This window comes from Streptomyces sp. NPDC002788 (assembly GCF_053592115.1).
This window is the reverse complement of record NZ_JBSFVB010000006.1, coordinates 155,535-173,482: the sequence shown is the minus strand read 5'-3', so window position 1 is coordinate 173,482 and position 17,948 is coordinate 155,535. Positions and strand designations below refer to the sequence as shown.

The following is a 17,948-nucleotide window of genomic DNA, read 5'->3' as shown; positions in this document are numbered from 1 at the left end:
CCAGCACGGAGTCAGGAAGATGACCAAACGCGCCCCGGACGTGTCCGCGAGCCCGCCCAGGAGCCGAAGTAAGTACACCCTTGCGCCGCTCGTCCTCGTCGCGGCCAACGTCGTGCTCTTCGCGCTGTTCTTCGCCTGGCCGGCGGTGATCGGGCTCGTCTACTCCTTCACGAACTACACGGGCGTAGGGGCGTTCCAGTTCGTCGGACTGGACAACTACCAGAACCTGTTCGGGGACTCCACCTTCTTCGACGCGCTGACCCGGACGCTGCTGTACACCGTGCTCTTCGTCCCGCTGAACTTCGTGTTCTCGCTGCTCATCGCCAACGTGCTGGTGAGCAAGCACGCCAAGGGCGTGTCGGTCGCCCGCGTCTTCTTCTTCATCCCGTGGCTTCTGTCGCCCATCGTCGTGGGTGTCCTGTGGCGGTGGCTGTTCGGTGAGAACTTCGGACTGGTCAACTACCTCATCGAGAAGCTCGGCGGAAGTGCCGTTCCGTGGCAGTCGAACGCGGACCTGTCGCTGATCGTGGTGGTGGTGGCGGCATCCTGGGCCTGGACGGGCTTCTCCATGCTGCTGTTCATCGCGGCGATCAAGAACGTACCGGTGTCGTACTACGAGGCCGCATCGCTCGACGGCGCCGGTCCGTGGCGCCAGTTCATCAGCATCACACTGCCGAGCATCGCGCCCACTTCCTTCATCGTCATCCTGCTCAACACGATCCACGCGATGAAGGAATACCCGCTGTTCGCCTCCCTCAACAACGGCGGACCCGGAACGTCGAACAACCTGCTCGTCCAGTACATCTACCAGACCGGCTTCAAATCGGGCCAGATCGGCTACGCGAGCGCCGCGTCGTTCGTGCTCATGCTCATCCTGATGGCCGTCGCGATCATGCAGCTGATCGTCAACCGGCGGGTGGAGAACCGATGACAACCACAGACATGCCACGCCCGGTCGGCTCCCAGCCCGGACGGGCTGTTCCCAGGAAGCGGCCCCGCGGCGCGGCCGGCGGTGGGCTACGGCGCGCGGTGCCCGCGACGACACTGCTGTGGGTCCTGGCGGCCCTCTACGGGCTGCCGGTGCTGTGGTTCGTCCTCAGCTCCTTCAAGCCGGCGGGAGACCTGTTCTCCCTTCCGCTGACGCTGCTTCCGCACGACCCCACCCTTTCGGGTTACAAGACGGCGTGGGACAGTGCCAACTTCTCCCAGTACTTCATCAACACGACCATCGTGTGTGTGATCGCGACGATCCTCACGGTGGGAGTCAGCTGCTGCACCGGGTACGCGCTGGCCAAGTACGACAACAAGTGGCTCAAGGTCTTCTTCGTCGGCATCCTGGCCACCACGATGCTGCCCGGCGAGGTCATGCTCGCCCCGCAGTTCCTGGTGGTCCGCGACCTCGGCCTCTACAACTCGCTCGCCGGCATCATCCTCCCGGCCGTGCTCACCGCGACCGGGTGCTTCATGTTCCGCCAGTTCTTCCTGACGGTCCCCGACGAGCTCGTCGAGGCCGCCCGCATCGACGGCGCCCGCGAACTGTCGATCTTCCTGCGGATCATGGTGCCGATCTCCCGGCCCATCATGCTCACGCTCGCCATCCTGTCGTTCCAGTGGCGGTGGAACGACTACATCTGGCCGCTGCTGATGCTCAACGACCCCGGAAAGTTCACCGTGCAGATCGGCATCCAGAGCCTCGTCGGGGCGCAGAACATCAACTGGTCGGTGGTGCTCGGCGGATCGGTCATCTCCATGATCCCCCTGATCGTCGTCTTCCTGGTGTTCCAGCGTTACGTCATGAACGCCGACATCAACGCCGGACTGAAGGACTGAAGGACTGAAGGGCTGATCCACCCGTGCACCTCCCCCACCAGCGCGGCCCGTTGCACGACCTCCCGGACACCCCGGAGGCGTACGACGCCGTCCTCGCCGACGTCACCGAGCAGGCCCTGGCCCGTATGACGCCGGACGGCAACCTCGAGCACCCCGACTGCGTCGACGACATCGGCGACACCTCCCTCGGTGTCACCTCCCTGCTCGCCCTCGCCTGGCAGCGCGGCGGGGACCCACGCCTGCCGGAGGCGGTCCGCCGCAGTCTCGCCTTCCACCTGACCGAGCGGGTGTACACCGAGGACAACCCGGGCTACCCCAACCTGCGGGTGCGCGACTCCGGCCTGCCGTACGCCCGTTACACCCTGGCGGCCGGTGCCCACCCCATCGGCGACTGGCCCAGCACGGTGTGGGCCCTGCTCCAGGCGGTGAACGTCCTGGACGCGGCGGACGGCCTCGTCGACGACGAGCAGCGCGCCGCACTTCTGAAGGTCGCGCAGGGCTACTGGTGCTGGCTGACGGAGGTGACGTTCTTCAACCCGCAGGAGGCCGGCAACCAGGCCATCGGCTGCGTCGTCGGCGGCCTGATGCTCGCCCGTCACCTGCCGCCCGACGAGGGCGACTCGGTGCGGCGCGAAGCCCTGCGGCTCTACGGGGACGAGATCCGCGCCCACCGCGTCGCCGACCGGGGCGCCCTCCTGCCGCCCGAGCACGGCGGCGCCTACGACAACAACTACGGCCCGATCTCCCTGTCCTTCCTCGCCCAGGCCCACCGGGTGAGCGGCGAGAAGGTGTTCGCCGAGGACGGCGACGCGCTCGCCCGCTACATCGACGCCCGCCTCACCAACGGCGGCTTCGACAACGGCGGCCCCCGCTACAGCGAGCAGCACTCCGCCTTCGAGTCGGTGCTCGGCCTGCGCTACTTCAGCGCCCGCATCGGCTCCGACCTGGGCCGCTACCGGGGCGACAGCCGCTGGGCGCGGCACGCGGTCAAGGCGGACGGCGGGGTCGACGGCCACTTCGCGTGGATGCTGGTCTGGCAGATCCAGGACTCCACGCCCTGGCACCGCACCCCGTCGACGGCTCCGGCCCGCCACCAACTGCGCGCGGGCTCGGTGTCGGTGGCCTTCGACAACCACATGACCCCGTCGCTGGTCGAGGCCGCGGGCACCTACTACCTCCCGGCCGCCGTCAACCGCCAGCACGGCTTCGGCCCGGTCGTCGACGGCTTCCTGCTGTGCCGCCCGATGGGCGAGGTCCGCGTCCGGGACGTGGCGTCCGGCGGCCTGAGGGCCAAACTGGTCACCAAGCCGGTCGTCGGCCGCGACCACGTCCTGCGGCACGTCCGGTCCCTGTACGTGACGGACGGCAGGACCCTGTGGACGACGGTCGCGGTGGAACGCCTGCCCGGCACGCCGTACCTCCTCGCCGGCCTGCCCTACGCCATCGACGACGGCGACCGCGTCCGCAGGGCCCTGGAGCCGCGGGCCGCGGCGGCAGCGGACCTGCGGCTGACCCACCCGGCCCCGGACGACCCGCATTACTTCGACGCCCGTGCGCCGCTCACCCAGGAACAGGCCGCCTTCGCCCTGGCCCTCGACCCCCGCGGCTACGGCAACCCCGACGAGGGCTGGCGCCACCTGGTCGCCTCCACCGCCCTGGAGGCCGAACCGGACCCCGGCGGACCCGAGGACCTGCACGTCTTCGCGGTCCGCTACGGCCCGGAGGACGACGAGTTCACACCGGCGTTCGAACGCGAGGGCGCGGCCCTCAGGGTCCGCACCGAGGCCTTCACGGCGGTGATCGGTGAGGCGGCGGGCGACGCGAGCGCCGAACCGGAGCTGACGCTGTCCGCCTGAGAGCGGTTCACCTACGGAGCTGCGGCGGATGCGGCGGCCACGGCCCGAGCGCGGGCAGCCCCTCCGCCGCCACCGGCGCCGTGGCGGGTGTGCGGCCGGCCATCCACGCGGCCAGGTCGCGCACCCGCCCGGTGACCCTGGTGCCGGGCCCGTCGTCGACGGACCATTCCCGGGGCAGGTCCTCGGCGCACACACGCGTGCCCGCCGGCAGCCGGCACAGCAGGAAGTCGATGGCGTGACAGGCCAGGTCCGCGGGCCAGTCCTCCGGCCGGACGCCCAGATCCAGGTCGGTCATGTGAATCCAGACCTCGCGCCAGCGGGCGTAGACCGTCGCGGAGATGTCCGCGTTGCGGAACGTCACCGGGCGGCCCCAGTCGGCGTCGCCGAGACGCGCCCAGACCGCCTCCAATTCGGCCGTACGGGCGGCAAGTTCGGCGCGGTGTTCGGCGGCACTGCGGCCCGCGCCGGCCTCGATGACCGCGTTGCGCTCGTCCACGCCACCGTCATAGGCGGGCACGAGCTCCCCGCGCAGGGCGTGTTCCGCGAGGCGGGCGAACATCCGGGCGTTGTCGGTGAGATGGGCGAGGACATGCCCGCGCGACCAGCCGGGGAGGGCGGACGCCGCACGGACCTGTTCCTCGTCGAGCGGGTCGACGAGGCGTGCCAGCACACGGTGGGCGGCGATCACCTCGGCCACGGGGGGTCGCACGGGCTTCTCCTACGCGCCGCGGGCGGGGTTCACGACGTCCGGTGCCTGAGCGGCGAGTTCCCTGAGGGGCTCACCGCTGAGCCGGCACACCTTCCACTCCTCCAGGAGCTCCACCCCGAGCGACTTGTAGAAGTCGATCGTCGGTGTGTTCCAGGCCAGGACCCACCACTCGAAGCGGTCGTAGCCGTTGCGCCGACAGGTCGCGGCGAGGGCCGCGAGGAGGGCCTTTCCGTGCCCCGCCCCGCGCGCCTGCGGGCGTACGTAGAGGTCTTCCAGGTGCATACCGCGCGTGCCCGTCCAGGTCGAGAAACGCGGGAACCACAGGGCGTAGCCCACGGTCTCACCCGTGCCGTCGTCCTCGGCGATCAGCGCGTGGGCGGCGGGGTGCTCACCGAACAGCGCCTGTCGAAGTTGCTCCTCGGTGGCCCGGGCCTGCTCGGCGGCCCGTTCGTACACGGCGAGTTCGCGGATCATCGCCCGGATCCCGGGGATGTCGTCCAGGGTGGCGGACCTGATCATGCGACCGATCATGCCTCATCGCGGCCCGGCCGGGAAGCGGCTCGGGGGGCGGGCGAATTCCGTGACGTGGAGCGGTGTTCACTTCAACCGTCGCGTTCGTCGGTACGGCCCTCCTCATCGCCATGGTTCCCGGGCCGGTCGTGCGGACCGCTCACGCCTCCACGCGCGGCAGCGCCGACTCCGGCACGATCAGGTCGGCCCGTTCCCGAGTCGTCGCGATGAGTTCGGCGTTGGGCTGGTCCGAGTCCGACACCCACGCCTCCGCCTCCTCGTGCGTCTTGCCGAACTGCTCGTGCCGGGCCACCAGCCGGCGGATCCGCTCCGGCTCGGGCAGTTCGCAGAACCACACCTCGTCGAGGAGGGGGCGGACGCGGGGCCACGCGCCGGTGTCCAGGAGGAGGTAGTTGCCCTCGGTCACGACCAGGCGGGCCGTGGGCGGGACCGGGATCGCTCCGGCGATCGGTTGCTCCAGGGCGCGTTCGAAGCCAGGTGCGTAGACGACGTCGCCCTCGTGCGACTCCTCGCGCAGGCGCGCCAGCAAGGCCGCGTACCCGGCCGCGTCGAACGTGTCGGGCGCGCCCTTGCGGTCCCGGCGGCCCAGCCGCTCCAGTTCGGCGTCGGCGAGATGGAAGCCGTCCATGGGAACGTGCGCGACCCAGGGGTCACCGGATGCGTTCAGTTGCCGCACCAGGTGCTCGGCGAGCGTGGACTTGCCCGCGCCGGGGCTGCCCGCGATGCCGAGGATCGCGCGCCGGCCGCCCCGGGGGAGGGCGCGGGCGCGGTGAACGAGGTCGGCGAAGGTGAGCGGCACCAGGAGAGTGTGTCACCCGTGCGCGGGCCGGGAGCAGGCAGGTGCGCCCGAGTGCCCCCTCGCGCCCCCGTGCGTGTGGCGTGCGCCACTCACTGGACCTCCCCGGGCGGGGAACCGGTCCGGTATGACGCAGCTCGGTCTCCCCGAAGACATCCACGCCTGCCTCTTCGACCTCGACGGCGTCGTCACCAGGACGGCCGTCGTCCACGCCGCCGCATGGAAGGAGATGTTCGACGCCTTCCTGCGTGAGCGCGACGGCGAGGACCACCGGCCGTTCGAGGCGACCGACTACGACGAGTACGTCGACGGCCGGCCACGCGCCGACGGGGTGCGCACGTTCCTCGCCTCCCGGGGCATCGACCTGCCAGAAGGGGATCCGGACGACCCACCGGACGCCCGGACCGTGCACGGACTCGGCAACCGGAAGAACGACCTGGTCCTGGAGAAGATCCGCACCGACGGCGTCGAGGCCTACGACGGCACCCTGCGCTACCTGGAGGCGGTCCGCGCCCACGGCCTGAGCACCGCGATCGTCTCCTCGAGCGCCAACTGCCGCGACGTACTGCGCTCGATCGGCGCCGAGCACTTCTTCGACGCGCGCATCGACGGCGTGGTCGCCGCCGAGCGCGAACTGCCCGGCAAACCGCACCCCGACACGTTCCTCGCCGCCGCCGAGGACCTCGGCGTCGAACCGTCCGAGGCGGCCGTCTTCGAGGATGCCCTGGCCGGCATGGACGCGGGCCGCGCCGGCCGCTTCGGATACGTCGTCGGTGTCGACCGCGTCGGACAGACCGACGCGCTCTACGCGCACGGCGCCGACATCGTGGTGAAGGACCTCGCCGAACTCGGGGACACGCGGTGATCGCGCAGCGGGCGTACGCCGTCGAACCCTGGGCCGTGCGGGAGACGGAGCTCAACCTCGACGTCCTGGCGCAGAGCGAGTCCGTGTTCGCCCTGTCCAACGGCCACGTCGGCTGGCGCGGCAACCTCGACGAGGGCGAACCGCACGGCCTGCCCGGCTCCTACCTCAACGGCGTCCACGAACTGCACCCGCTGCCGTACGCGGAGGCCGGCTACGGCTATCCCGAGTCCGGCCAGACGTCCATCAACGTCACCGACGGCAAGGTGCTGCGCCTCCTCGTCGACGACGAGCCGTTCGATCTGCGCTACGGGCGGCTCGTCACCCACGAACGGACCCTGGACCTGCGGCGCGGTGTGCTGGAAAGGGTCTGCGAATGGACCTCCCCGGCCGGGTCGACCGTGCGGGTGCGCTCCACGCGGCTGGTGTCCCTGACCCAGCGGGCGATCGCCGCCGTCGCCTACGAGGTGGAGCCCGTCGACAGCCGGACCCGCGTGGTCGTGCAGTCGGAACTGGTCACCAACGAGAGCCTGCCCGAGCCGGACGGTGACCCGCGTGCCGCCCGGGCGCTGAAATCGCCGCTGGAACCGGAGGAGGACCTCGCCACGGGCAGCCGGTTGCGCCTGGTCCACCGCACCCGCCGCAGCGGCCTGAGGGTCGCCGTGGCCGCCGACCACACCGTCACCGGACCCGAACGGACCACCACCAGCAGCGAGAGCAACGTGGACGTGGCCCGGCTGACCGTCACCTCCGTCCTGGAGCCGGGGGAGCGGCTACGGGTGGAGAAGCTGGTCGCGCACGGCTGGTCCGGCGTCCGCTCGCGGCCCGCCATGAGCGACCAGGTCGAGGCGGCCCTGGCGGCGGCCGGGCACAGCGGCTGGCCGGGCCTGCTTGAGGACCAGCGGGCCTGTCTGGACGACTTCTGGGCCCGTGCGGACGTCGAGATCGACGGTGACGAGGAGATCCAGCAGGCCGTCCGTTTCGCCCTCTTCCACGTCCTCCAGGCCGGCGCCCGCGCCGAACAGCGCGCCATACCCGCCAAGGGCCTCACCGGCTCCGGCTACGACGGCCACGCCTTCTGGGACTCCGAGACGTTCGTCCTGCCCCTGCTGACCTACACCGCGCCACAGGCCGCCGCCGAGGCCCTGCGCTGGCGCCTCGACACCCTGCCCGCCGCCCGCGAGCGCGCGGCCCAACTCGGCCTGCGCGGCGCAGCGTTCCCCTGGCGCACCATCGAGGGCTCCGAGGGCTCCGCGTACTGGCCCGCCGGCACGGCCGCCTTCCACGTCGGCGCCGACATCGCGGACGCCGTCGTCCGGTACGTGGCCGCCACCGGCGACGAGACCTTCGAACGCGAGGTCGGTGTGGAACTGCTGGTGGAGACCGCCCGCCTGTGGCGCTCCCTCGGTCACCACGACGACCGGGGCGTCTTCCACATCGACGGCGTCACAGGACCGGACGAGTACAGCGCCATCGCCGACGACAACACGTACACCAACCTCATGGCCCGGGCGAATCTGCTGGCCGCGGCCGACGCCTGCAAACGCCACCCCGACGAGGCCGAGCGGCTCGGCGCCGACGAGGAGGAGCGCGCCGCCTGGCGGGACGCCGCCGAGGCCATGCACGTCCCCTACGACGAGGAGCTCGGCGTGCACGAACAGCACGCCGGCTTCACCCGCCACCAGCGCTGGGACTTCGCCCGCACCGGCCCGGACCGGTACCCGCTGATGCTCCACTTCCCGTACTTCGACCTGTACCGCAAGCAGGTGATCAAACAGGCGGACCTCGTCCTGGCGATGTACACCTGCGGCAGCTTCTTCGAGGAGTACTTCGACGAGGAGCAGATCGCCCGCAACTTCGCCTACTACGAGCCGCTGACCGTCCGCGATTCCTCCCTGTCCGCCTGCGTCCAGGCCGTCATGGCCGCTCGGACCGGCCATCTGGACCTGGCCTGCGCCTACACGGCCGAGGCCGCGCTGATGGACCTCGGCGACCTGGAGCACAACACCCGCGACGGACTGCACATCGCCTCGCTGGCCGGCGCCTGGATGGCGCTGGTCGCCGGGTTCGGCGGCATGCGGTGCACGGACGGCGCCCTGCGGTTCGCGCCGCGCCTGCCCGCGCGGTACAGCCGGCTGGCCTTCACGGTCGGCTTCCTCGGCCGGTGCCTGCGCGTGGAGGTGACCGCCGACCGGACCACGTACACGCTGCGCTCCGGCGATCCTTTGACGATCCGTCACCACGGCAGCGAGCTGACGGTGAGCGAGGACGCCCCGGTCGTGCGGACCGTCCCGCCGCTGAAGCGGCGCCCGGCCCCGAGCCAGCCCCCGCACCGCGCCCCGAACGCCCGCTGACCCCCCCGGACCACGTCAGGCACTTGGCCGTATTCCACCCTGCGTCCCCCCGCCCCGCGGGTTAGCTTGGCCGTGTTGATGATCATCCGGCTTTCAGCCCGACGGGTGGGAGGTCGCAGCGGCCCGACGGCGTGTGGGAAAGGGGTGGACGATGACCGACGGCGCGAACGCCATCCTCGTCCGTATGCGAAGACGTGCCCAGACCGAGGCGTCCGGCACGGCTCGCAAGCGGCGCGTCGACCGGCCGCTCGCCGTGCTGGCCGTGGTCTTCACCCTCGCGCAGCTCGCCCTCGTCCGGCCGGTGCTGGGCCTCGGCTGGGACGAGATCGTCTACGTCAGCCAGGTCACCTCGCACCACCCCGCGGCCTTCTTCAGCGCACCCCGCTCCCGCGGCGTCTCCCTGCTGGTCGCACCCGTCGCGTCCTGGTCGTCGTCCGTCCCGCTGCTGCGTGTCTACCTCGCCCTGCTGTCCGGCCTCGCCCTCTACCTGGCCCTGCGTACCTGGCGGGGCCTGTTCCCGACCCGCGTCCTGGCCGTCGGCGGCGCCCTCTTCGCCTCCCTGTGGGTGACCCTCTTCTACGGTCCGCAGGCCATGCCCAACTACTGGGTGGCGATCGGCGCCCTGATCAGCGTGGGCTGCTTCCTGCGCGCCCGGGCCGGACAGTCCGCCCGCGCGGCCCTGTGGGGCGTCGCGGCCGGTGCCGCGCTCATGGCGTGGATGCGGCCCACCGACGCGGTATGGGTGAGCGTGCCGCTGCTCGTCCTCGCCCTGGTCCGCCGCCACTGGCGCCTGCTCCTCCCGCTCGTGGCGGGCCTCGCGGCGGGCGCCGTCCCGTGGGTGATCGAGGCCTACGTCAGCTACGGCGGTCTGGGGGAGCGTCTGGCGGAGGCCTCCCGCATCCAGGGCGGCCTGGGCTGGCAGATCGCCGTCGACGACCAGCTGCGCAGCCTGGGCGGACGTGCCCTGTGCCGTCCGTGCACCGGGTCGCTGCCCCACCCCGTGGTCGCCGTCTGGTGGTTCGTCCTGCCGGTGCTGGCCGGCCTCGGACTGGTCGTCGCGGGCCGGGCCCGGCGCCTGGAACGGACCCTGGTCCCGTTGGCCTGTGCCGCCACGGCCGCCCTGCCGTACCTGTTCATGATCGGCTATGCGGCGCCCCGCTTCCTGCAGCCGGCCTACGCCCTGCTCGCGATCCCGGTCGCCGACGCCCTGTGGCACCTGGTCAGGACTCCGGGCGGGAAGGCATGGCGTCCGGTGGCCGCCGCACTGGTCGCGCTGGGTCTGGCCGGGCACCTGGCGGTGCAGCTCGCCGTCCTGGAAGGCGCCGTGTCCCGCAACACCGACAACCGCCGGGACTGGGACCGCACAGCCGACGCGCTGCACCGCCTCGGCGTCCGCGCGCCCTGCCTGGTCACCGGCCACGAGGCCATCCCGATCGGCTACTACACCGGCTGCTCCTCGGGCGCGACCTCCGGCAACAACGAGAACATGACCGCGGCCGCCATCCTGCGCACCGCGGACCGTCTCCCGGCCGCCCACATCGCACCGGCCGGCGGCACACCGCCCCGCTACGCCCGAGCCTGGCCGGTCCACCGCATCTCGGACCTGGACGTACGCGTCGCACCGTCGGCGCAGCGGAACAGCAACCCCTGACACGGCGACTCGCGTTTCCCCTCCCACCGGTTCAGGTAGGAGTGGGTTGACGGTCACGGACGAGGGGGGAACGGCATGACGGTGAGCGACCACGAGGGACGGCTGGGGGAGGAGTTCTTCACCCCGGCTCCTCGTCCTTCACGGAGTTCCTGGCCGCGCACCGCCCCGAGCTGCTGAGCACCCGCCGCGTCCTGCCGGACGGCGTCCGAGCCGAGGGCGCCCCGCACGGCACGACCGTGCTGGCCCTCACCTACCGCGACGGCGGGCTGATCGCGGGGGACCGGCGGGCCACGATGGGCAACCTGATCGCCCAGCGGGACCTGGAGAAGGTACGCCCCGCCGACGACCACACCGCCGTCGCCTTCGCCGGCTCGGTCGGCCTCGCGCTGGACCTGGTGAAGCTCTATCAGGTCGAGCTGACGCACTTCGAGAAGGTCGAGGGCATCCCATGACCCTCGCCGCGAAGGCGACCCGGCTGGCCACCATGATCCGGAACAACCTGGGCCAGGCCATGCAGGGGCTCGCCGTCGTCCCGCTGCTGGCCGGCTACGACCCCGCGGCCCCCGAGGGCGAACGAGGCCGCATCTTCGGCTTCGACGTCGCCGGCGGACGTTACGAGAAGTTCGGCTTCCACGCCGAGGGATCCGGATCGCCGTACGCGCGGGGCGCCCTGAAGAAGTTGTTCCGCCCGGGCATGTCCCGGCGCGAAGCGGCCCTGGCCGCGCTGCAGGCGCTGTACGACGCGGCGGAGGACGACTCCGCCACGGGCGGGCCCGACCTCGGCCGCCGCATCTACCCCGTCGTGTCCGTCATCACCGAGGACGGTTTCGAACGGCTGACCGAGGCAGAGGCTGAGGAGCTCAGCCAAGAGATGGTCGTGCAGCGCCGCAGCCGGCCGGACGGGCCGAACGCGGCGGTGTGACACCCCGCCGCCGGGCGGTCGGCCCGGCGGAGTTTTCGGTTCCGTGGACAAGACCTGTCACGGGCTTTACTGCACATGACTTGCAGATACCAGAGGATGGCACAAGGCTGTTCACCGCAGCCGTCCGCCCGACAGAAAGACCTTCCCCCCGATGACGGCCGCCCCTGAGTCCACTCCGCGCCTCCCCGCCCAGCGCTCGGCCTGGCATCGCGTGCGAACCTCCATGACGCGGCAGGAGTGGACCAGGGTCGGGGGGATGGTCGCGGTCATCGTGGCCCTGCACGTGATCGGCTGGTTCACCCTCGTCGCGATCGTCACCCCCGAGCACCGCACCATCGGCACGCAGACCTTCGGCGTCGGCATCGGCGTCACCGCGTACACGCTGGGCATGCGGCACGCCTTCGACGCCGACCACATCGCCGCCATCGACAACACCACCCGCAAGCTGATGGGCGAGGGGCAGCGGCCGCTGTCGGTCGGCTTCTGGTTCTCCCTCGGCCACTCCAGCGTCGTCTTCGCCCTGGCCTTCCTGCTCACCCTGGGCGTGAAAACCCTGGCCGGGCCGGTCCGCGACGACGGCTCCGCGCTGCACGACGTCACCGGCCTGATCGGCACGACCGTCTCCGGGGCGTTCCTCTACCTCATCGCGGCCGTCAACCTCGTGATCCTCGCGGGCATCTGGAAGGTTTTCCGCGCGATGCGCTCGGGCCGCTACGACGAGGCCGCCCTGGAGGAGCAGCTGAACAACCGCGGCCTCATGAACCGCCTCCTTGGCCGTGTCATGAAGTCGGTCTCCAAGCCCGGGCAGATGTACCCGCTGGGCCTCCTCTTCGGCCTCGGCTTCGACACCGCGACAGAGATCGCCCTGCTGGTCCTGGCCGGCTCCGGCGCCGCCTCCGGCCTGCCCTGGTACGCGATCCTGTGCCTGCCCGTCCTCTTCGCCGCCGGTATGTGCCTCCTCGACACCGTCGACGGCTCGTTCATGAACTTCGCCTACGGCTGGGCCTTCTCCAAGCCGGTCCGCAAGGTGTACTACAACCTCACGATCACCGGCCTGTCCGTCGCCGTGGCCCTCCTCATCGGAACCGTCGAACTCCTCGGCCTCCTCGCCGAGAAGTTCGACCTGCACGGCCCCTTCTGGAACTGGATCTCCGGCCTCGACCTCAACATCCTCGGCTACGTCGTCGTCGCCCTGTTCTTCGCGACCTGGGTGGTGGCGCTGCTGGTGTGGAAGCTCGGACGCATCGAGGAGAAGTGGGCGGGCGGTCTGGCGCCGGCCGGCCGGGCCGCTGAGTGAACGGCCGGTTGCCCGCCGGTGGTTCGCCGCTCAGCGGGAAAGAGCCCCCACCTCACACCCTCATCCGCAGCTCCTTGCGCCACTTGACGATCTGCTTCTCCGCATCGCCCGTGTACGACCACGGCGTGCGGGTCGCGCGGGAGCCCAGCATGCCCAGGATGACGCCGGCGATGTCCGTCGCACCGGCCGAACAGGCCGCGTGGGCAAGGTAGTTGAAATCGCGGAGTTCACCCGGCGCGATCCCGCTCTCCGTCCGGCTCATGACCCAGCGCTGCCAGGTCCGCCGTACGTCGCTCACCGCGCCGTCGTGGTTCCAGTGCTGCGCGAGCCGCACGGCGGAATGCCTGCCCTGGGCCGCGTCCAGGGCGAAACGGTACTCCTCGACCCGGGCGTACTGCACCAGCACCGGTAGTGCGCAGCCGAGCGGTGCCACCCCGGCCGCGTCCCGGGCGAAGTCGTACATCAGACCGTGCGTGCCGTGCCAGCGCGCCGAGTAGTAGTGCAGCACCTGCAGATGCCCTTCGACGCTGTACGGGTCCCGCCCGTGCAACTCGTCCCACCAGCGCCCCAGTTCCTGCCGGCGCACCCCCGACGGGTACAGTCGCGCGACCGAGATCAGCGACACCCACGGCGTGGGATCCTCCGGGCAGGCCTCGGCCGCCGTCAGGCAGGCCATCACCGCGGTGTCCACACGGTGCTGGTCGATCGGCACCCCCCGCCCCGATGCGATCGCCACGTTGAACGCCCGGGCCGTCTCCGTCGCCGCCCGCAGCACCAGCGCGTCGGCGCTGCGGGCGTCCGCCGACAGCCAGGACTCCACCGTCGAACTGCCCGCGCAGGCCTGCGCCAGCATCCGGATCCGGTGCCCCCGGGCCGGCCAGTCGGGGCCGGTGGCATCCAGCAGGTCCCGCAACCCCTGCCAGCGGCCGATCACGACGTCCTGCCGGGCCGAGGTGAGGCCGGTGTCGCCGCAGTCGGGGTCGAAGTCGGGAGTGAAGCCGCGTCTGAGACTGCCTCGCACCATGGCCGGTTCCCCTCAGAAGTCGGTGGACAGACCCTCGTGGACGCGGGCGTGCGCGGCCCGTTCGTCGGGGACGTAGTCCGTCTCGACCGCGCGTGAGGCGTCCAGTCTGGCGGGCCGGTAGTAGTCGCTGCCCCGCCGCCAGTACCAGAGCATCGGGACCAGCCCGACGGCGAGCCCGCCGATGCCGATGGCGATCGCGGCGCTGCTCAACTCGCCCAGCGACTCCACGAAGACCCAGAACATGAACAGGGCTCCGAACAGCGGCCACAGGCCGCCGAAGACGAGGTTGGCGGCGGACTTCAGCAGCGTCTTCCGGTACGCGACGACCACCGCGAGCCCCGCGAGACCGTAGTAGACCGCGATCTGCAGGCCGATCGCCGAGATGGCGTCGGAGAGGATGTCGCCGACCGTGCCGAGGGCGTTGGAGGCGATGAACATCACCAGCGCCACCGCCCCGACCACCACGATCGCCACCCAGGGGGTGTTCCACCTGCGGTGCACCCGGCCCAGCGCGGACGGCATCGTACGGTCCCGGCCCATCGCGAACAGCGAGCGCGTGACCTGGATGAGCGTCGTCTCCAACGTGGCGATGGTCGACAGCATCACGGCCACGATCAGCAGCTTTCCGCCCCACCCCGGCCAGACCTCCTCACCGAGCACCGCCAGCACGTTCGCGTCGTTCTCCTCGATCTGCCGCGAGGACAGGATCACGTTCACCGCGATGGTGAACACCTCGAACAGCAGGAAGACGATGCCCACCCCGATCAGGCCCGCGAGGCCGGTCGTACGGCGGCTGTTGCGGGTCTCCTCGCTGAGGTTGCTGGTGACGTCCCAGCCCCAGTAGTAGAACGCCGCGATGAGCGCGCCCGACGCGAAGCCCGCCATGCCGTCGAAGTGGCCGAAGCCGAGCCAGGACCAGTCGAAGGCGCGGGCGTTGCCGGTGTGGAAGAAGGCGAGCACCGCGAACAGGGCCAGGATGGCGAGCTCGACCCCGGACATGATCAGCTGGGCCCGGACCGTGAGCCGGGCGCCGCCGAGCACCACGCACAGCATGACCAGGAACCAGGCCGCGCCGACCACCGTGGACAGCGCGGTGTTCTCGGCGAGCTTGTCGTCGAAGAGCGCGAGCGTCATCGAACCGGCGGGCAGCGAACCGGCCACCATGAAGATCGTCGCCGAGATCACCAGCGCCCAGCCGCTGATGAAGCCCAGGAAGGGATGGAGCGTGCGTCCCACCCACGAGTAGCTGGCGCCCGCGTTGACGTCGATCCGGCTGAGGTAGCTGAACGCCAGCGCGATGCCCAGCATGGGTATCGCGCAGTACAGCAGGGCGGCCGGACTGGCCAGTCCCACCGCGCCGACCAGGACGGCGGTCGTCGCGGCCAGCGAGTACGCCGGTGCGCTGCCCGCGACCGCCATCACCACGGTGTCGAACGTGCCGAGGACATTGGCCTGCAGCCCTCTGCCCCTGCTGATGCTCATGGATGCGCTGCTTTCACTTGTGCACGACGGGGGAGCGGGCGTGCCGCCCCTGTGGCGTGGGGGAGCGGGGGGTGGAGCGCGCCCCCGGGGCCGAGAAGGGGGTGGCCTCGGGCCGAGGGCGGTGAAAAAAGGGACGGCGGATACCGTGCTGCCGTCGCGTCGGCAGTCGGTCACACCGTGTGTGCGAGTGATGATAGTCCCACTCGTTGATGTTTCAAGATTAACTGGTGGGTAACGTCCGTGGCCGCGCCGGGTTTCGACTCCTGTCGTTCCCCGGGACGTTCGGGCGACCTCCCGACCAGGGCGTATCCGCCGAGGTTAGAGCCCGCGTAACGGGAAACGCGGGAACGGACAGGAGAGATCGACGAGTCGACGCAGCGCGACAGGGAGGCAGGAGTGATGGGCACGGAACCGATGCGCCCCGAACCGATGGCGGACGACGTGTACCAGCCCACCGGGACCAACGAGGAGCAGGAGGACGCCGCGCCGCTGGACCTGCAGGACGCCGTCGACGAACGGACCTACGACGACACCCTCGACGAGGGCTACTCCCCGCCGGAGAAGCCGCTCGGCGTCACCAAGCGTGGCACCACCGCCGCGGAGCAGCACGAGGGTGAGAGTCTCGACGAACGGCTGTCCCAGGAGGTCCCGGACGTGTCCGCCGAGCCCGTCGGGGACGGCGTCGGCGACAGCCCCGACAGCGACGGCGAGCCGGTGGACCCCGAGGCGGGCACCGTGCGCGCCGGCCGCCTGGTCGCCCCGGACGAGGGCGCCCACCCCGACACCACGAAGGACGCCGTCGCGACCGACCTCGGCATCGACGGCGGAGCGGCCGGCGCGGAAGAGGCCGCCGTGCACGTGGTGGAGGACGACAGCACGCTGCCGGAGGACGACGGCAGGGCGTGAGCCGCCCGCCCACGTCCACGCCGGCACAGGCGAGGCCGCCGCACCCGAGCACATCCGCGCCGGGCCGGTGGCCTCGCGTGTGCAGCGGGGCGGCTAGGGCAGCAGCTTCTCCAGGGCGGCCGGCCCCTCCTTCGCCAGCTTGCGCTTGGCCCATTCGATGTTGTGCGGGGTGAGGTCCTTGCCCGAGGCGAGGACGAGGTCCTCCGGTGACACATCGGTGCCGGTGCGGGCGTGGAGCAGGCGGTCCGGGGTGGTGCGGTCCTCGGGCGGCCGGGACGCGGCAGGCTGTGAGGTCGACATGTTCTCTGCTCCTAGGGTCCGGATCACTGGTGCGGCCCCGGTGCTGAAAAGAGGGTCCGATATCACCATTCCCCCCGGGAGCGCGGCGTGCATCCGGAGAGGGCGGGACAGGCGCCGGCAGACGCGTGCCCCCGGTCCGGACGCCCAGGTGTCACGTCGGCCTCCTCCGGGTGAAGGTGGAGTCACACGTACGGTTCGCCGGCGGTGGCCCGCGAAAGATCGCGGGTCGCCGCCGGCCGCTGTATCAGGGCCCGCTCGGCAGGCGAGGCGCGAGCACCAGCATCGTGACGTCGTCCCGTACGTCCGGGCAGTACCGGACGAGGTCGGACCACACCCGCTCGGCCAGGGCGGCCGGGTCCTCCTCGGCGAGGCCCGGCAGCCGCTCGGCCAGCGGGTAGAAGTCCCCGACGCCGTCCCTGGCCTCGGTCACGCCGTCGGACGCCAGGAAGAGCCGGTCACCGGCGCGCAGCCGCACCGAGACGACCCGGGGCGGAGCGGCCCCGGCCAGGCCGAGACCGAGGGGCGTGCAGGGCTCGACGTCCAGTTCCACGGCCTTGCCGTCCCGCAGCAGCAGCGGGCCCGGCTGCCCACATGCCACGATCCGCAGCACCCGGGCGTCGGCGGAGAAGTCCAGCAGCACCGCCGTCGCGAACAGCTCGGCGTGCAGATCGTCCGCCGAGTCCACCGCCAGCCTCCGGTCGAGCCGGGCCGCGACCGCCTCCGGGTCCGGCTGGTCCAGCACGGCCTCCCGGAAGGCGCCCAGCAGCGAGGCGACCGTGGCCACGGCCGACAGTCCGTGCCCCTGCACATCGCCCATGACGGCCCGCACGCCGTAGGGGCCCGCCCGTACGTCGAAGAAGTCGCCCCCGACCAGCGTCCCGCTCTGGGCGGCCCGGTACAGGCCCGCGCACCGCACCGGACCGACCTGCTCCGGCAGCGGCGGCACGACGGCTCGCTGCGCGGCTTCGGCGACGGCCCGCTCGGTGACGAGCTGCGCGTCCCGCCTGCTGCGGACGTAGGACAACAGCACGCTCAGCACCGAGACGAAGCCCACCGTCAGTACGTCGGTGCTGCCGGGGTCGTTGAGGTTGAAGACCGGGACGGTCAGCACGAGTACCGCCAGCGCCCCGAGCGCCGCCGTTGCCAGCGGCCCGTGCGCCAGCACGGCCAGCGGCGGGATGGCGCCCAGCAGGAAGCCGATATCGAGCGGATCCGGGCTGAGCAGCTCCACCGCACACACGCCCGCCAGCAGCGCGGACGGCAGAACCCGGGCCCAGCCCGGCGGCGCGCCGTACAGCCAGCCCGGCCGGTCCCGGCCACGGGCCCGGCGGGACCGGCCGCGCGCACTGCTCACACCACCACGCTGCTACGCCCGTCCGCCCACCGCACGCCGGGCCCGCCGCGAGCGGCCGTCGGCGCCGGCCGGAA

Annotated in this window: 15 protein-coding genes and 1 pseudogene; 9 read left to right on the top strand and 7 right to left on the bottom strand. The window is 71.5% G+C overall.

The genetic code is table 11. The features are described from left to right. Positions 1-19 precede the first annotated feature (19 nt). Genes ACWD1U_RS13785 through ACWD1U_RS13775 form a run of 3 tightly spaced genes read left to right on the top strand, consistent with a single transcriptional unit; the run spans position 20 to position 3,686 of the window. On the top strand, positions 20-931 hold the full coding sequence (locus ACWD1U_RS13785; protein ID WP_451107265.1) for a carbohydrate ABC transporter permease: 912 nt from the start codon (positions 20-22) through the stop codon (positions 929-931). Continuing rightward, a complete protein-coding gene (locus tag ACWD1U_RS13780; protein WP_451107263.1) occupies positions 928-1,830 on the top strand; it encodes a carbohydrate ABC transporter permease in 903 nt (300 codons plus the stop codon). Before ACWD1U_RS13785 ends, ACWD1U_RS13780 begins: the two co-directional genes overlap by 4 nt. Before the next feature lie 23 nt (positions 1,831-1,853). Further along, complete coding sequence (locus ACWD1U_RS13775) at positions 1,854-3,686, top strand: hypothetical protein (RefSeq protein ID WP_451107261.1); 1,833 nt, start codon at positions 1,854-1,856, stop codon at positions 3,684-3,686. Between the two features lie 7 nt (positions 3,687-3,693). On the opposite strand, the gene ACWD1U_RS13770 is transcribed toward ACWD1U_RS13775, so the two are convergent. The 3 genes from ACWD1U_RS13770 to ACWD1U_RS13760 form a co-directional block, all read right to left on the bottom strand. After that, complete coding sequence (locus ACWD1U_RS13770) at positions 3,694-4,395, bottom strand: maleylpyruvate isomerase family mycothiol-dependent enzyme (RefSeq protein WP_451107259.1); 702 nt, start codon at positions 4,393-4,395, stop codon at positions 3,694-3,696. Positions 4,396-4,404: 9 nt separating this feature from the next. Beyond that, positions 4,405-4,914: an N-acetyltransferase family protein gene (locus ACWD1U_RS13765; protein WP_451107257.1), complete on the bottom strand. Its 510-nt coding sequence runs from the start codon at positions 4,912-4,914 to the stop codon at positions 4,405-4,407. A gap of 151 nt (positions 4,915-5,065) precedes the next feature. Continuing rightward, positions 5,066-5,725: a nucleoside/nucleotide kinase family protein gene (locus ACWD1U_RS13760; protein ID WP_451107255.1), complete on the bottom strand. Its 660-nt coding sequence runs from the start codon at positions 5,723-5,725 to the stop codon at positions 5,066-5,068. 124 nt (positions 5,726-5,849) lie between these two features. On the opposite strand from ACWD1U_RS13760, the gene ACWD1U_RS13755 reads away from it, so the two are divergent. The 5 genes and pseudogenes from ACWD1U_RS13755 to ACWD1U_RS13735 all read left to right on the top strand — a co-directional run bounded on the left by ACWD1U_RS13755 (position 5,850) and on the right by ACWD1U_RS13735 (position 12,808). Next, positions 5,850-6,587 (top strand): HAD family hydrolase, encoded by a 738-nt coding sequence (locus tag ACWD1U_RS13755; protein ID WP_451107253.1) that lies wholly within the window; start codon positions 5,850-5,852, stop codon positions 6,585-6,587. Then, entirely contained in the window at positions 6,584-8,938 is a 2,355-nt protein-coding gene (locus ACWD1U_RS13750) for a glycoside hydrolase family 65 protein (protein ID WP_451107251.1), read from the top strand. Before ACWD1U_RS13755 ends, ACWD1U_RS13750 begins: the two co-directional genes overlap by 4 nt. A 151-nt stretch (positions 8,939-9,089) precedes the next feature. Then, on the top strand, positions 9,090-10,589 hold the full coding sequence (locus tag ACWD1U_RS13745) for a hypothetical protein (RefSeq protein ID WP_451107250.1): 1,500 nt from the start codon (positions 9,090-9,092) through the stop codon (positions 10,587-10,589). Positions 10,590-10,664: 75 nt separating this feature from the next. Next, positions 10,665-11,511: pseudogene (prcB, locus tag ACWD1U_RS13740) on the top strand (proteasome subunit beta). A gap of 151 nt (positions 11,512-11,662) precedes the next feature. Beyond that, entirely contained in the window at positions 11,663-12,808 is a 1,146-nt protein-coding gene (locus ACWD1U_RS13735; protein ID WP_451107248.1) for a HoxN/HupN/NixA family nickel/cobalt transporter, read from the top strand. 52 nt (positions 12,809-12,860) lie between these two features. Here the strand turns inward: ACWD1U_RS13735 and ACWD1U_RS13730 are convergent, their stop codons facing one another. Together ACWD1U_RS13730 and ACWD1U_RS13725 are read right to left on the bottom strand one after the other, a co-directional pair. Continuing rightward, positions 12,861-13,832: a hypothetical protein gene (locus tag ACWD1U_RS13730; RefSeq protein WP_451107246.1), complete on the bottom strand. Its 972-nt coding sequence runs from the start codon at positions 13,830-13,832 to the stop codon at positions 12,861-12,863. 12 nt (positions 13,833-13,844) lie between these two features. Beyond that, positions 13,845-15,314: an APC family permease gene (locus ACWD1U_RS13725; RefSeq protein WP_451107244.1), complete on the bottom strand. Its 1,470-nt coding sequence runs from the start codon at positions 15,312-15,314 to the stop codon at positions 13,845-13,847. A gap of 414 nt (positions 15,315-15,728) precedes the next feature. On the opposite strand from ACWD1U_RS13725, the gene ACWD1U_RS13720 reads away from it, so the two are divergent. After that, on the top strand, positions 15,729-16,220 hold the full coding sequence (locus ACWD1U_RS13720; RefSeq protein WP_451107530.1) for a DUF5709 domain-containing protein: 492 nt from the start codon (positions 15,729-15,731) through the stop codon (positions 16,218-16,220). 93 nt (positions 16,221-16,313) lie between these two features. On the opposite strand, the gene ACWD1U_RS13715 is transcribed toward ACWD1U_RS13720, so the two are convergent. Then, positions 16,314-16,520 carry a hypothetical protein gene (locus ACWD1U_RS13715; RefSeq protein WP_451107242.1) on the bottom strand — a complete coding sequence of 69 codons (207 nt, stop codon included), beginning with the start codon at positions 16,518-16,520 and terminating at the stop codon, positions 16,314-16,316. 244 nt (positions 16,521-16,764) lie between these two features. Then, positions 16,765-17,874 (bottom strand): PP2C family protein-serine/threonine phosphatase, encoded by a 1,110-nt coding sequence (locus ACWD1U_RS13710; RefSeq protein ID WP_451107240.1) that lies wholly within the window; start codon positions 17,872-17,874, stop codon positions 16,765-16,767. Between the last annotated feature and the right edge of the window lie 74 nt (positions 17,875-17,948).

Coding starts and splice junctions, on each gene's coding strand:
- ACWD1U_RS13785 (WP_451107265.1), top strand. CDS start 20: ATGACCAAACGCGCCCCGGACGTGTCCGCGAGCCCGCCCAGGAGCCGA.
- ACWD1U_RS13780 (WP_451107263.1), top strand. CDS start 928: ATGACAACCACAGACATGCCACGCCCGGTCGGCTCCCAGCCCGGACGG.
- ACWD1U_RS13765 (WP_451107257.1), bottom strand. CDS start 4,914: ATGATCAGGTCCGCCACCCTGGACGACATCCCCGGGATCCGGGCGATG.
- ACWD1U_RS13755 (WP_451107253.1), top strand. CDS start 5,850: ATGACGCAGCTCGGTCTCCCCGAAGACATCCACGCCTGCCTCTTCGAC.
- ACWD1U_RS13745 (WP_451107250.1), top strand. CDS start 9,090: ATGACCGACGGCGCGAACGCCATCCTCGTCCGTATGCGAAGACGTGCC.
- ACWD1U_RS13735 (WP_451107248.1), top strand. CDS start 11,663: ATGACGGCCGCCCCTGAGTCCACTCCGCGCCTCCCCGCCCAGCGCTCG.
- ACWD1U_RS13730 (WP_451107246.1), bottom strand. CDS start 13,832: ATGGTGCGAGGCAGTCTCAGACGCGGCTTCACTCCCGACTTCGACCCC.
- ACWD1U_RS13725 (WP_451107244.1), bottom strand. CDS start 15,314: ATGAGCATCAGCAGGGGCAGAGGGCTGCAGGCCAATGTCCTCGGCACG.
- ACWD1U_RS13720 (WP_451107530.1), top strand. CDS start 15,729: ATGCGCCCCGAACCGATGGCGGACGACGTGTACCAGCCCACCGGGACC.
- ACWD1U_RS13715 (WP_451107242.1), bottom strand. CDS start 16,520: ATGTCGACCTCACAGCCTGCCGCGTCCCGGCCGCCCGAGGACCGCACC.